Annotated in this window: 10 protein-coding genes; 5 read left to right on the forward strand and 5 right to left on the reverse strand. The window is 70.4% G+C overall.

Going from position 1 to position 13480, the window contains the following annotated elements; all coding sequences use genetic code 11:
• Positions 1-87 precede the first annotated feature (87 nt).
• A complete protein-coding gene (locus tag ACUTAG_RS00570; RefSeq protein WP_148318687.1) occupies positions 88-555 on the forward strand; it encodes a MarR family winged helix-turn-helix transcriptional regulator in 468 nt (155 codons plus the stop codon).
• A gap of 96 nt (positions 556-651) precedes the next feature.
• Here ACUTAG_RS00570 and ACUTAG_RS00575 read toward each other — a convergent pair whose 3' ends face one another.
• The 4 genes from ACUTAG_RS00575 to ACUTAG_RS00590 form a co-directional block, all read right to left on the reverse strand.
• Positions 652-1968 (reverse strand): MFS transporter, encoded by a 1317-nt coding sequence (locus ACUTAG_RS00575; RefSeq protein ID WP_006385090.1) that lies wholly within the window; start codon positions 1966-1968, stop codon positions 652-654.
• Between the two features lie 209 nt (positions 1969-2177).
• A complete protein-coding gene (locus ACUTAG_RS00580; protein WP_446649931.1) occupies positions 2178-5123 on the reverse strand; it encodes a c-type cytochrome in 2946 nt (981 codons plus the stop codon).
• Complete coding sequence (locus ACUTAG_RS00585) at positions 5120-5650, reverse strand: (2Fe-2S)-binding protein (RefSeq protein ID WP_047991022.1); 531 nt, start codon at positions 5648-5650, stop codon at positions 5120-5122. The genes ACUTAG_RS00580 and ACUTAG_RS00585 overlap by 4 nt, the downstream gene beginning before the upstream one ends.
• A gap of 44 nt (positions 5651-5694) precedes the next feature.
• A complete protein-coding gene (locus ACUTAG_RS00590; RefSeq protein ID WP_020928074.1) occupies positions 5695-6852 on the reverse strand; it encodes an FAD-dependent monooxygenase in 1158 nt (385 codons plus the stop codon).
• 314 nt (positions 6853-7166) lie between these two features.
• On the opposite strand from ACUTAG_RS00590, the gene ACUTAG_RS00595 reads away from it, so the two are divergent.
• The 4 genes from ACUTAG_RS00595 to ACUTAG_RS00610 are packed head-to-tail and all read left to right on the forward strand — an operon-like array spanning position 7167 to position 12111.
• A complete protein-coding gene (locus tag ACUTAG_RS00595) occupies positions 7167-8000 on the forward strand; it encodes an alpha/beta fold hydrolase (protein WP_020928076.1) in 834 nt (277 codons plus the stop codon).
• Positions 8001-8036: 36 nt separating this feature from the next.
• Complete coding sequence (locus tag ACUTAG_RS00600; protein ID WP_148318683.1) at positions 8037-9110, forward strand: 2,5-dihydroxypyridine 5,6-dioxygenase; 1074 nt, start codon at positions 8037-8039, stop codon at positions 9108-9110.
• Complete coding sequence (locus tag ACUTAG_RS00605) at positions 9107-9760, forward strand: isochorismatase family protein (RefSeq protein ID WP_047991025.1); 654 nt, start codon at positions 9107-9109, stop codon at positions 9758-9760. The genes ACUTAG_RS00600 and ACUTAG_RS00605 overlap by 4 nt, the downstream gene beginning before the upstream one ends.
• A gap of 38 nt (positions 9761-9798) precedes the next feature.
• Positions 9799-12111: a xanthine dehydrogenase family protein molybdopterin-binding subunit gene (locus ACUTAG_RS00610; RefSeq protein ID WP_148318681.1), complete on the forward strand. Its 2313-nt coding sequence runs from the start codon at positions 9799-9801 to the stop codon at positions 12109-12111.
• A 33-nt stretch (positions 12112-12144) separates the two neighbouring features.
• Here the strand turns inward: ACUTAG_RS00610 and ACUTAG_RS00615 are convergent, their stop codons facing one another.
• A complete protein-coding gene (locus tag ACUTAG_RS00615; protein WP_024069149.1) occupies positions 12145-13431 on the reverse strand; it encodes a cystathionine gamma-synthase family protein in 1287 nt (428 codons plus the stop codon).
• Between the last annotated feature and the right edge of the window lie 49 nt (positions 13432-13480).

The following is a 13480-nucleotide window of genomic DNA, read 5'->3' on the forward strand; positions in this document are numbered from 1 at the left end:
TCGGCACAAAGGCGGCAAGCCCCGTAAACTTCCGGACATCCCATTGAGATAGATCATCGTACCCAGGGTATGGCTTCGGATAGGCTTATGCGAAATGTGAAAAACAAGTCCGCCCCCGACAAGGACAGCTATTTGTTCTCCGACCAGATTGGACACCTGCTGCGGCGCGTGTACCAACGGCATACCGCCCTGTTCCAGCAGTACATCCCCGACTCGCAGTTGACCGCGGCGCAGTTCGTCGTGCTGTGCTCGGTGCGTGACAACCAGGGCAGTTCGCTGGCGGATATCGTCAAGGCCACGGTCATCGACCAGGCCACGGTGCGCGGCGTGGTGGACCGGCTCAAGCAGCGCGAGCTGGTGCGGGTCGACCACGACCCGCACGACCGCCGCAAGGTGGTGATCAACCTGACCCCGGTGGGCCAGGAGCTGGTGCGAAAAATGGAACCCTTCGCCCTGCAGATCAGCGAAAGCACCTATGGCACGCTCAATCCCGCCGAGCGCGTGGCGCTGGAATTCCTGCTGCGCAAGATGATCGAGGGCGACGCCGGGGAATGAGGCGTCCGGGCGTCCGGCGTCCGGGCTTCCGGCGTCCGGGCTTCAGGCGTGCGAGCGGCACGCGTCCTCCCGGATGCGCGCCGCCCTTCTGACGGATCAGTCCAGCGCGCGGTTGCGCGACTCGACGTCGACCGCCCGGATCGACAGCGCCGCGGCCAGCAGCATGGCCGCCAGCACCGCCAGCGCCAATGTGAAGTGGGTGGCCATGATGGGTGCGATGATGGCCGGCGCGAACAGCCCGCCGAAACGCGCCACCGCGCCCGCCAGCCCCATGCCGCTGGCGCGCAGGTCGGTCGGATAGACCTCGGGCGTGAACGCATACAGCGCGCCCCAGGTGCCCAGCAGCGCGAAGCTCATGAGCAGCGTCGAGCCGACCACCAGGAAGCTGGAGGTGCCCAGGCTGTACAGCATGCAACCCACCGCGCTCAGGATCAGGAAGCCGACCAGCGTGGGCTTGCGGCCCCAGCGTTCCACCCCGTAGGCCGACAGCGCGAAGCCGGGCAACTGCACCAGCGCCAGCAGCACCAGGAATTCCTGGCCGCGCATGAAGGCGAAGCCCTGGCTGCTGAGCTTGATCGGCAGGTAGACGAACACGCCGTAGTAGGCGATGGAGATCAGCGCCCAGGCCAGGCACAGCGCGATGCTGCGGCGGCGCAGCGCGTTCGAGAACAGCGCCGACAGCGGCTTGCGCTCATGCAGTTCCGGCTTGAGCTCGGGGATGTCGGTCGGACGGCCATTGACGCGGGCCACGCGTTCGAGCACCTTGCGCGCCTGTCCCGACTTGCCGTTGCGGTTCAGGTACATCGGCGACTCGGGGATGTAGAAGCGCAGCACCACGCCGATCAGCGCCGGCAGGCCGGTGACGAAGAAGATCACGCGCCAGGCATCGTCGCCCCACGACAGCGCGGCCAGGGCCAGCAGCGCCAGGCAGATGGTGCCCAGGGCCCAGAACGATTCCAGCAGCACCAGCCAGCGGCCGCGGCGCTCGCTGGGCAGGAACTCGGCCATCATGGTGTAGTCCACCGGCAGCGTGCCGCCGACACCGATGCCGGTGACAAAGCGCAGCAACAGCAGCCAGGCGAAATCCGGCGCGAAGGCCGAGGCCACGCCGGCGCAGGCGTCGATGACCACGGCCATCATCAGCACCGGGCGGCGGCCGATGCGGTCGGCCAGCCGGCCAAACGCGAAGGCGCCGATCAGCATGCCGACGAAGAACGCGGTGCCGGTCTGCAAGGCCTCGGGCACCGGAATGCCGAAGGTGCGGGCGATCGAAGGCGCGCTGAAGCCGATCGACAGCACCTGCATGGCGTCGGCCAGCCAGACCAGCCCGAAAATCATGAACAGCCGGTACTGGAACTTGCCGACGCCGGCGGTCTTGATGCCTTGTTCCACCGTGATGAATGAAGCTGACATATGCGTGATTCCCTTTGTGTGCCGCGCGCGGGATCCGCGCCTGGAAAGGCGTCGGGCCCCGGTTCGGCGCATGGCCGGCTTCGCGGATGCGAAGGTCGACCGCGCCCTTCGGCGCCGGGCAGGCGTCGATGGAAAACCGATGCGCGCGATGTTGTGTCGCGAGGCGCGGCCGGACCCGCCATGGGTCGATCCGCTGCCCCGTCTTCCCCTTACTGCTGCTGCGCGTGCTGGCGCAGCCTGCCTATGGTCGTTGTGTCAACTGGCCAAGCCTCTTCCTCCGGCGCGAACCGCGCGCGCAAATAGTCGATCAAATCGCCGATCTGCCTGTCGTCCAGGCTGTTGCCGAACGCCGGCATGTAGCCCAGGGCATCGTCGGCCGGGGCCTGGATGCCATGGAGGATCACCTGGATCAGGTTGTCCGGCGATGCGGCGTGCAGATTGGTGTTCTGGCCCAGCAGGGGCTTGACCCCGAACAGGGTCGGCCCGCTGCCGGCCTCATGGCAGACGGCGCAGGCGTTCTGGTAGATGCGTTCGCCGCTGGCGCGGCGCAGCGTGATGGCCTCGCTGACGGCCGCGGGCGCGGGGACCGCGGTGATGGCGGAGGCGGTAGCGGTAGCGGTCGTGGCCGCCGGGGCGGAGACGACGCTGGCCGACGTGGCGGCGCTTGCCGTGGCCGTGGTCGTAGCCGTGGCCGTCGCGCGCGCCGACGACGGCGTCCGCCCCGGCACCGCCATCAGATAGGTGACGATGGCCTTCAGGTCGCTGGCCGGGAGTTCGGCCAGGCCATGGATCACGGGTGCCATGGGGCCCGCGGCCACGCCATGGCGCGGCGAATAGCCGGTGCGCAGGTACTGGAACAGCTCCTCGCCCGACCAGGCCCGCTCGCCCGTGGCCAGACGGTTCAGCGCAGGCGCGTTCCAGCCCTCGGCCTGGCCACCGGCCAGGTAGGCCGGGCCGCCCTTCTCCGCGCCCAGCGCGTTGCGCGGCGAATGGCAGGCGGCGCAATGGCCCACGCCTTCCACCAGATACGCGCCGCGATTCCATTCGGCGTCCTGCGAGGGATCCGGCGTGAATGGCTTGGGATCGTGGAACAGCAGGTTCCAGCCGGCCAGCAGCGGCCGCAGGTTGAACGGAAAGCCCAGCTCGGTGCGCGGCGGCGTCGCGGCCACCGCGGGCTGCGACATCAGGTAGCCGTACAGCGCCTGCAGGTCGGCGTCGCTGAGCTTGGCATAGGCCGTGTACGGAAACGCCGGATACAACTGACGGCCGTCCTGGTGGATGCCCTGGCGCATGGCGCGTTCGAAGGCCGCGTATGACCAGCGGCCGATGCCGGTCTGCGCATCCGGGGTGATATTGGTGGAATAGATCACGCCGAACGGCGTCTCCAGCGCCAGGCCGCCGGCGTTGCGCGCGCCGCCCGGCGCGGTGTGGCAGGCCACGCAGTCGCCGGCCGCCGCCACCAGCCGGCCGCGCTCGATTGCCTGCGCCGAATACAAAGAAGCGTCGGGCCCGGCCGTCAGCGGCAGCGCCGGCTTCAGTGGCCACAACGCGGTGGCCATGGCCGCCAGTCCGGCTGCGCCGGCCGCCAGCCAGCCCCAGCCCCGGCGCAATGCGCCCTTCCCGCCGGCCGCGCGCCGGTCCGCCAGCGCCAGCCGCAGTTGGCCGGCGTCGAACGGCGCCTGCCGCAGGCGCACGCCGGTGGCGTCCTGGATGGCGTTGGCGATGGCGGCGGCGGCGGGCAGCGTCAGCACGCCATCCACGTCCAGCAGTCCTTCGCGCAACGGGCCGGGCACGTCCGGCGCCGCGATGGCGACCGCATCCAGGCCCGCGGTCGACGGCATCGGTTCGACGCCGCGCCAATCGTCGAACGCCGCCGGGCCGGCAATGAGACGGCGGGCATCGGCCAGCCGCTCGGGTTGCTGGCGCGTGATGGCCAGCCGCGTGGTCGCGCCTTGCGCCGCGCGCAGGTCCTGGCTGTCGTGGCCGGCGACGACGCGCGTCACCTCGATCCGCCCGGTGGCGGGCTGGATCGCCACGTCGGCCACCCAGGCGCTCCAGACCATTTGCGCCGAACCATCCTCGGCCTCGCAGCGGACCTGCGCCGTGGCCAGGCCGGTGCCGCGCAGCAGGCCGTCGGCGGCCGACGTGGCGTCCTGCGCCGTGGCCGCCCGCGCCTGTTCCACCACCTGGCGCGCCAGTTCGCGGCCGCGATCATCGGCCATGTGCCGCAGCCGCCAGCCCACCGGATCCTCGCCCGCCGCCAGCGCCCGCTCGTGCCACAGGCTTTCGCCGGCGAACACCTGGGCCGCGTTCAATTCGTCGACGCTGGCGTGCGGCAGATCCCGCGATGCCGCCGGCGCCAGCACCGGGCCGTCGCCCTGCACCGTGGCCTGGCCGCAGGCCTGGGCGTGACCGGGCCGCGCCAGCAGGCGCGCCAGGCTGGGACGCACGGCCCAGGGGTGGCGCGAACGCAGCGCCGGCCCCGCCGCCAGGTCCGCTTCGCGCAACGCCAGGGTGGTCGCGGTCGCCGGCCGGCAGGCCACGCACACCGGCCGCCCCACCGCCTCGGACAGCAGCGCGGCGTCGGCGGCGGCGTCCAGCAGATCGAGCGCGTGCGGCGGCAGGCCGGCCTCGGCCGCGCCGTGCGGCCAGTCGGCCAGGCGCACCGCGTGCCCGGGACAGTCCATCAGCGCCGCCAGCTCGCGCCGCAGCCAGGCCTGCGAGGCGGCCGCCCGCGGCGGCAGCCACAGCGTCAGGCGGCCGTTCAGGCACCATGCCGCGACACGCGCGCCGGACGCCGTTTCAGTGGATCGCCATAGATACTCACGCTGGTCGTCCGGATCGACTTCCGAACGGATCACGGTTGCCTCGCGCGCAGGCGGGCCATCGCCGCGCCACACGGGCGCCATGCAGGCCAGCGCCTGCCGCGCATGCGCCGGCGTCACCGCCACCACGCCGACAAAGTGCTCCCGCCGCACCACGGCCACCACGCCCGCCTGGGCCCGCGCTTGCTCCAGGTTCACGCTCTCGAGCGCGCTGCCGCGATAGCGCGTGCCGTCCCAGCGGGCCGCGGGCGGGCACAGGGCCAGTCCATGCAGCAGATCGGACGGCGGCGCGATGGCGCCCGCCGAGGCCTCGGGCAGCAACGCGCTCATGCGCCAGCCCCTTCGGGCCCGCGCGGCGCCGCCTCGGCCCGCAATTGCACCGCGCGCAGCGCCGCCTGCATGATCTCGACATGCGTGCCGCAGCGGCACAGGTTGTGATGCAGCTCGCTGCGCAGCGCCTGCTCGGACGGCGCCGGGTCGCGGCGCAGCAATGCCTCGACCGTCATGATCATGCCGTTCAGGCAGTAGCCGCACTGGGCCGCCTGGCATTCGATGAAGGCGCGCTGCGTCGGCCCGGGCCGCTCGCGCGAACCCAGGCCTTCAAGCGTGGTGACCTCGCGCCCTTGCGCCGCCCTCACCGGAATCACACAGGACCGCGCCGCCACGCCGTCGATCAGCACCGTGCAGGCGCCGCACTCGCCCAGGCCGCAGCCGTACTTCGGTCCGTTCAGGGTCAGGTCGTTGCGCAACACCAGCAGCAGCGAGGTCGCCGGCGGCGCCGCCACGCGCGCGACGCTGCCGTTGACCTTCAGGCCGATCGGCTCGGCGGCGGGCGGGGTGTTGGCGGGATGTCCCATGGTGTGCGTGGCGAAGGTCTGGTGGATGAGGGACGGCAGGCGCGTCAGGCCGCCGCCTTGGCCTTCGGTTCGACCAGCGGCTCGCTGAACACGTCGTAGCCGAAACACCAGCTGGGGTCCTCATTGGTCCGCAGCCAGGTGTTGTCGTGCGAAATGCGCTGCACCTTGCTGGCGCGCTCGGCGCGGTTGGCTTCGTACAGCGCGAAAGCCAGTTCGTGATTATGCGCCCCCACTTCCTTGAAGCAACGCACCAGCATCGCGCCGTCCTCGATGGCCATGGCCGCGCCCTGCGCCATGTGCGGTTTCATGGGGTGGCAGGCGTCGCCCAGCAGCACCAGGCGGCCGCGGCTCCACAGCGGCAGCGGGTCGCGCTCCAGCAGCGACCACTTGGTGACCTCGACGGTGGCGTCGATCAGCGCCTGCACCGTCGGATGCCAGCCCTGGAACGCCTCGCGCATCTCGTCCTTGCTGCTGGGCAGCCAGCGGTCGTTCAGGTCCCATTGCTCGACCGGCACGCCGGTCACGTAGTAGAGCTCGTCGGCCTTGCTGGTGACGAAGTACGTCATCATGTGGCGGTCATCGGTCCACCACTTCACGCAGGCGTCGAACGGCAGCATGCCGGCCTTGACTTCGGGCGTGGGGAACACCGCGCGGTGGGCCAGGTAGCCGGCGTACTTGGGAGGCTCGGGCCCCAGCAGTTCCTCGCGGATGCAGGAATTGACGCCATCGGCGCCGATCACGATGTCGGCATGCTCGACGCTGCCGTCGGCAAAGCGCATCTCGACGTCGTTGCCGCGGTCGGTGACGCCGACCAGGTGCTTGGAATACGCCATCACACGCTCGGGCAGCGCCTCGATCAGCAGGGCGTGAAAGTCGCCGCGGTGCACCGTCAGGTACGACGCGCCGTAGGTCTTGACCGCGTAGTCGCCCAGCGGAATCTGCGCCAGCACGTCGCCGGTCAGGCCGTGGCGGCTGTACCAGTAGTCGGGGTGCGACCCTTGGGCGTTGAGCGCGTCCTCGATGCCGATGCGGCGCAGGATCTTCATGACGTTGGGACCGACGTGGATACCGGCGCCCAGCCGCGAAAAACTCGGCGCCTGTTCGTACACGCGCACGTCGAAGCCTTCCTGCAGCAGGAGCGAGGCGGTGGCGGCGCCACCGAGGCCGGCGCCGATCACGGCGATGCGGGGGGATTTAGACAAGAGGCTCTCCTACTTTTCTATGCATACACTCTATTTTTTCCAGATGGAAAACCGCACCATCGTGGATCCGAAACTGTTCGCCTGCGTCCAAAACAGTGCATTTTTATGCACATATAGGTAAAAACCACTATGAACATCGGCTTTGCGATTCACCTCGCTGTTTGCAAGAATAGAGCGTCTACACTGTTTTTTTAATTTATCGAAAACCCTAAGATGGATCCGCGCTTCACGTCATCACGCTCGATCCGCGCCCTGCGCGGCGCAAGCGATGGCCGCCGGATCCCGTCCTGGCATCGACCCACCCGGAGCACGGCATGAGCCAACCATCCAGCACCTTCCTGTACGGCGCCAACGTCCACGCCAACGGCATCCGCCAGCACTACCTGCGCTACGGCGGCGCGGACGGCGCGCGCGCCGAACGCGACGCGCTCATCCTGATCCCCGGCATCACCAGCCCGGCGGTCACCTGGGGGTTCGTGGCCGAGCGCCTGGGCCAGCGCTACGACACCTACGTGCTGGACGTGCGCGGCCGCGGCCTGTCCAGCGCCGACCCCGGCCTGGACTACAGCCTGGACGCGCAGGCCGCCGACGTGCTGGCGCTGGCGCAGGCGCTGGGCCTGAAGCGCTATGCGCTGATGGGCCATTCCATGGGCGGGCGCATCGCGGTGCGCGCGGCCCGCAGCCACCCGGCCGGCCTGACGCGGCTGGTCATCGTCGACCCGCCCGTCTCCGGCCCGGGCCGCCGCCCCTACCCCGCCAAGCTGGCCTGGTACGTCGACTCGATCCGCCAGGCCACGCACGGCATGGATGCCGAGGCCATGCGCGCCTTCTGCCCCACCTGGACCGAGGAACAGCGGCGCCTGCGCGCGCAATGGCTGCACACCTGCCACGAGCCCGCCATCGTGCGCAGCTTCGAGGACTTCGGCCGCGACGACATCCATGCCGACTTGCCGCGGGTGCGCGTGCCGCAGTTGCTGATGACCGCCGAGAACGGCGGCGTGGTCGGCGACGAGGACGTGGCCGAATGGCAGGGCCTGGCGCCCGACACCCTGCACCGGCGCGTGCCCGCCGCCGGCCACATGATTCCATGGGACAACGAAGCCGGCTTCCACGAGGCGCTGGGCGACTTCCTCGAACCGCGCGGCTGAATCCCCTTTTCCCCCTTTACCGGACAGGAGTCCGCCATGCCCGTCAGCGACATCGACCTGATCCGCGCCTGGAAACAGGTGCTCACGCTTTCCCGCCTCGAAGCCGGCCAGACCGTGACCGTGCTCACCGGCGCCGACACCCATCCGCAGACGCTGCGCTGCGCCATTGCCGCCGCCAGTGACATGGGCGCGCGGGTCAACCGCCTGGATCTGCCGCCCGTCAACGGCGAAAAATCCCTCAGCCGCGACTCGCTGGCCTACCTGGGCACCACGCCGCTGACCGGCAACCCCGCCGCCATCGCCGCGCTCAAGGCCAGCGACCTGGTGCTGGACCTGATGACGCTGCTGTTCTCGCCCGAGCAGCACGAGATCCTGCACGGCGGCACCAAGATCCTGCTGGCGGTCGAGCCGCCCGAGATTCTCTGCCGCCTGGTGCCCACCGAGGCCGACCGCGCCCGCGTGCGCGCGGCCGCCGCGCAAATCGCCGAGGCGCGCCAGATGCGCATCACCTCCCGGGCCGGCACCGACCTGCAATGCCGCCTGGGCAGCTTCCCGGCGATCTCGGAATACGGCTTCGTCGACGAACCCGGCCGCTGGGATCACTGGCCCAGCGGCTTCGTGCTGACCTGGCCCGACGAAGGCCACAGCAACGGCCAGGTGGTGCTGGACCGCGGCGACATCCTGCTGCCGATGAAGGACTACGTCACCGACCCGATCACCCTCACCGTGGAACGCGGCTACGTCACCCGCATCCAGGGCGGCCTGCAGGCCGAGGTGCTGCGCGACTACATGGCGTCGTATGAAGACCCGGAAGCCTACGCCGTCTCGCACATCGGCTGGGGCCTGCAACCGCGCGCCCACTGGTCGATGCTGGGCCATTACGGCAAGGAGACCCACATCGGCATGGACGCCCGCGCCTTCGAGGGCAACTTCCTCTGGTCCATGGGGCCGAACAACGAGGCCGGCGGCCAACGCACCACCGCCTGCCATATCGACATCCCGATGCGCCATTGCACGGTGATGCTGGATGATCGCGCCGTCGTCATCGACGGCGTGGTGCAGGACGAACCCGGGCTGGCCTACGCCGCCCGCCGCAAGGAGCTGGCATGACCCACACCGTTCCCGCCGGGGATATCTCGGCCTACGCCCGCCAGGGCTTCGGCACGCCGCTGCCGTTGAAGGCGCCGTTCGGCCTGCTGATCATCGACTTCGTCAACGGCTTTGCCGACCCCGCCGTGTTCGGCGGCGGCAACATCCCGCCGGCCATCGAGCGCACCCGGACGTTGCTGGCGCATGCGCGCGAACAAGGGTGGCCGGTGGCCCACAGCCGCATCGTGTTCTCCGACGACGATGCCGACAGCAACATCTTCTGCCTCAAGGTACCGGGCATGCTGACCCTGAAGGAAGACAGCCACAACAGCGCCATCGTGCCGCAGCTGGCCCCCGTGCCCGGCGAATACGTGGTGCGCAAGAGCACGCCGTCGGCGTTCTACGGCACCATGCTGGCGCCGTGGCTGGCGCAACGCGGCGTGCAGACGCTGGTGGTGGCCGGCTGCGTCACCAGCGGCTGCGTGCGCGCCAGCGTGGTCGACGCCATGCAGGCCGGCTTGCGGCCACTGGTGGTGTCCGACTGTTGCGGCGACCGCGCGCTGGGGCCGCACGAGGCCAACCTGTTCGACATGGCGCAGAAGTACGCCGCCGTCATGCCGCTGGAGCAGGCGCTGGCCGACATCGCCGCGCTGCCCGGCGCGGCGCGATAGCGGCATAATCAGCCAATCCGCCCGGATCGCCTTCGCCCATGAACCTGCCCCATCCCCGCGCGCAGCACGACGCGCTGCTGAGCCACCCCGGCGCGCTCCTGGTCGTGCGCGCGCCGACCGCCCCGCCGCGCCCGGCGCCCGGGCAGCCGGGCGTGGTCTCGGATTACGTCCAGGACACGCCAGAGATCTTCGTGGCGGTGCTGGCAGATGATGCCGCGCCTGATGGCTGGCGCGCGCTGGCCTTCAACGGCCACGTCGACCTGGGCACCGGCATCCGCACCGCGCTGGCGCAGATCGTGGCCGAGGAATTGCATGTGCCGATGGCGCGGCTCGAAATGGTGCTGGGCCACACCAACGCCACCCCCAACCAGGGCCCCACCATCGCCAGCGCCAGCATCCAGATCTCGGCCGCGCCCCTGCGCCGCGCCGCGGCCCAGGCGCGCGAGCAGCTGCTGGCGCGGGCCGCGCGGCAATGGGGCGTGGCGGCGGACACGCTGCGCTTGCGCGACGGCATCGTGCGCCCCGCCGATGAGCGCGACGAACGCGCGCTGCGCTACGGTCAACTGGTCCAGGGCCAGCACACCCGGCTGGAACTGGCCGCCGATGATTCCCAGGTGCGGCTCAAGCCGGCGGGCGACTACACCCTGGTCGGCAGCGCCGTCGCGCGCGTCGACATTCCCGCCAAGGCCACCGGCGAACTGAGCTTCGTGCACGACGTGCGCGTGCCCGGCATGCGCCACGGCCGCGTGGTGCGCCCGCCGCATCCCGGCCGCGATGCCGGCGACTTCATCGGCCGCTGCCTGCTCGATGTCGACACCGGTTCGGTCGCGCACCTGCCCGGGCGCGTCCAGGTCGTGGTGCAAGGCGATTTCATCGGCGTGGTGGCGGACCGCGAGGAGCAGGCCGAAGCCGCCATGCGCGCGCTCAAGGTCCGCTGGAAGCCGGTGCCGCCGGCGCCGGCGCTCGACGATCTGGCCAGCGCCATCCGCGCCAACCCGGCGCGCCGCCGCCTGCTGCTGGAGGAAGGCGACGTCGACGCCACCTGTGCCGGCGCAGCGGTGCACCTGCGCCGCACCTACGTCTGGCCCTACCAGATGCACGCGTCGATCGGGCCTTCGTGCGCGGTGGCGGATCATCGCGATGGCCGCCTCACGGTCTGGGCCGGCACCCAGAATCCGCACATGCTGCGCGCAGACCTGGACCGCCTGCTCAAGCTGGGCGAGGACCGCATCGACATCATCCGCATGGAAGCCGCCGGCTGTTATGGCCGCAACTGCGCCGACGACGTCTGCGCCGACGCCGCGCTGCTGTCGGCCGCCGTCGGCGCGCCGGTGCGGGTGCAACTGATGCGCGACCAGGAACACCAGTGGGAGCCCAAGGGCACGGGCCAGCTGATGGACGTGGGCGCGGCGCTGGACACCGAGGGCAGGCTGCTGGCGTACGACTTCCAGGTGCGCTATCCGTCCAACGACGCGCCGCTGCTGGCGCTGCTGCTGACCGGCGGCGTGTCCGGCGAGCCGCGCGTGCTGGAAATGGGCGACCGCACCTCGGTGCCGCCGTACCGCTATCCCAGCCGCCGCATCGTCTGCCACGACACCGCGCCGCTGGTGCGCGCCTCGTGGCTGCGCGGGGTCTCGGCCCTGCCCAGCTCGTTCGCGCACGACTGCATGGTGGATGAACTGGCCGAGGCGGCCGGCGCCGACCCGGTTGCGTTCCGGCTCGCGCACCTGGACGATGCGCACGCCACCGCGCTGCTGGAGGCGACCGCGGCGCGCGCCGGCTGGCACGAGCGGCCGCCCGGCAGCCGCGGCACGCCGGGCGCCGACGGTATCCTGCGCGGACGCGGCGTGGCCTACGCGCGCTATGTGCACAGCAAGTTCCCGGGCTTTGGCGCCGCCTGGGCGGCGTGGGTCATCGACCTGGGCGTGGACCCGGCCAGCGGGCGCATCGCCATCACGCGGGTGGTGGTCGGCCAGGACACCGGCATGGTCGTCAACCCCGACGGCGTGCGCCACCAGATCCACGGCAACGTCAACCAGACCCTCAGCCGCTGCCTGCTGGAACGCGTGCGGTTCGATGCGGCCGGCGTGGCCAGCCGCGAATGGGGCGGCTATCCCATCATCGGTTTCAAGGACCTGCCGCCCATCGACGTGCTGCTGATGCCGCGCCAGGACGAAGCGCCCATGGGCGCCGGCGAGTCCGCGTCGATTCCCGGGCCGGCGGCCATCGCCAATGCGCTGTTCGACGCCACCGGACGCCGCTTCCACCAGGCGCCCTTCACGCCGGAAGCGGTGCGCGCCGCCCTCGCGGACCGCGCTGCCGCGGCCTGCGCGACACCGTCCGCGGCGTAGCGCAGGCCGCCAAACCGGCATTGCGCCCGTCGCTCAGAGCACGCTGCGCATGGCCTGGTCCATGTCGGCGATCAGGTCTTCCTCGTGCTCCAGGCCGATGGAAATGCGGATCAGGCCTTCGGACACGCCGGCCGCGTCGCGTTCGGCCGCCGGCACGCCGGAATGCGTGGTCGAGGCCGGGTGGCAGACCAGCGATTCGGTGCCGCCCAGGCTCACCGCCGACTTGAACAGGCGCAGCGCGTTGATGAAGCGGAACGCCTTGGCGCGGCCGCCGTCCAGCACGAATGCGAAGGTCGAGCCCGGCCCCGTGCACTGGCGCTTGTAGACCGCCTGGTAGGCCTCGTCGGCAATGGTCTCGGGATGGTAGATGCGCACTTTCTCGTGCGGATTGCCCGCCAGCCATTGCGCCACGCGGGTGGCGCTGCGGGCGGCCTGCTTCATGCGCAGCACCACGGTCTCCATCGAGCGCGTGATCATCCAGCACGAATGCGGATCGAGCTGCGAGCCGAAGGCGCTGCGGATGGCGCGCACCTTCTTGATCAGGTCTTTCGAGCCGGTGACCGCGCCGGCCACCAGGTCGCTGTGGCCGCCCACGTATTTGGTCAGCGAATACACGCACAGGTCCACGCCATGCTCGGCCGGCTTCTGGAAGATCGGGCCCAGCAGCGTGTTGTCGCACACCGAGATCGGGCGATAGCCGTGGCGCGCGGCAAACGCGTCCAGCTCGGCCTTCATGGCCTGGAAGTCGATCAGCGCATTGGTGGGATTGGCCGGCGTTTCCACGTAGAACAGCTTCACCGGCCCCTTGGCGGCGGCCGCTTCCAGCGCATCGCGCATGCTCTGCGCCGACAGGCCGTCGTGGATCGGGTGCGAGCCGATGCCCCATTCCGGGAAGATCTTGGCGATCAGGGTCTCGGTGCCGCCGTACAGCGGCACCGACTGCACCAGCTGGTCGCCCGGGCGCAGGAACGCCAGGAACACCGCGCTGATGGCCGACATGCCGCTGGAGGTCACCGCCGCGTCCTCCGAGCCATCCAGCAGCGACAGGCGGTCCTCGACGATCTCCAGGTTGGGATGGTTGAAGCGGCTGTACACCAGCCCGGCCGACTCGCCCTGCGGCAGCGGCTTGCGGCCCGACACCAGGTCGAAGAACTCGGCGCCGTCCTCGGCCGAGCGGAAGGCGAAGGTGGACGTGAGGAATACCGGCGGCTTGACCGCGCCTTCGGACAGGAAGGGATCGAAGCCGTACGACATCATCTGCGTCTCGGCGTGCAGCGGACGGCCGGAGATGTCTTTCTTGTGATAGCTGGAGTAACTCATGGCGTGCCTCTCAATGGGGGAAGTGCGGCCTACCTGACGGCGATATCAC

The sequence above is a fragment of the Achromobacter sp. CSND-B12 genome (assembly GCF_052906545.1).

Excerpts from the sequence above, each read along its gene's own strand:
- ACUTAG_RS00570 (WP_148318687.1), top strand. The coding sequence starts at position 88 with ATGCGAAATGTGAAAAACAAGTCCGCCCCCGACAAGGACAGCTATTTG.
- ACUTAG_RS00575 (WP_006385090.1), bottom strand. The coding sequence starts at position 1,968 with ATGTCAGCTTCATTCATCACGGTGGAACAAGGCATCAAGACCGCCGGC.
- ACUTAG_RS00580 (WP_446649931.1), bottom strand. The coding sequence starts at position 5,123 with ATGAGCGCGTTGCTGCCCGAGGCCTCGGCGGGCGCCATCGCGCCGCCG.
- ACUTAG_RS00585 (WP_047991022.1), bottom strand. The coding sequence starts at position 5,650 with ATGGGACATCCCGCCAACACCCCGCCCGCCGCCGAGCCGATCGGCCTG.
- ACUTAG_RS00595 (WP_020928076.1), top strand. The coding sequence starts at position 7,167 with ATGAGCCAACCATCCAGCACCTTCCTGTACGGCGCCAACGTCCACGCC.
- ACUTAG_RS00600 (WP_148318683.1), top strand. The coding sequence starts at position 8,037 with ATGCCCGTCAGCGACATCGACCTGATCCGCGCCTGGAAACAGGTGCTC.
- ACUTAG_RS00605 (WP_047991025.1), top strand. The coding sequence starts at position 9,107 with ATGACCCACACCGTTCCCGCCGGGGATATCTCGGCCTACGCCCGCCAG.
- ACUTAG_RS00610 (WP_148318681.1), top strand. The coding sequence starts at position 9,799 with ATGAACCTGCCCCATCCCCGCGCGCAGCACGACGCGCTGCTGAGCCAC.
- ACUTAG_RS00615 (WP_024069149.1), bottom strand. The coding sequence starts at position 13,431 with ATGAGTTACTCCAGCTATCACAAGAAAGACATCTCCGGCCGTCCGCTG.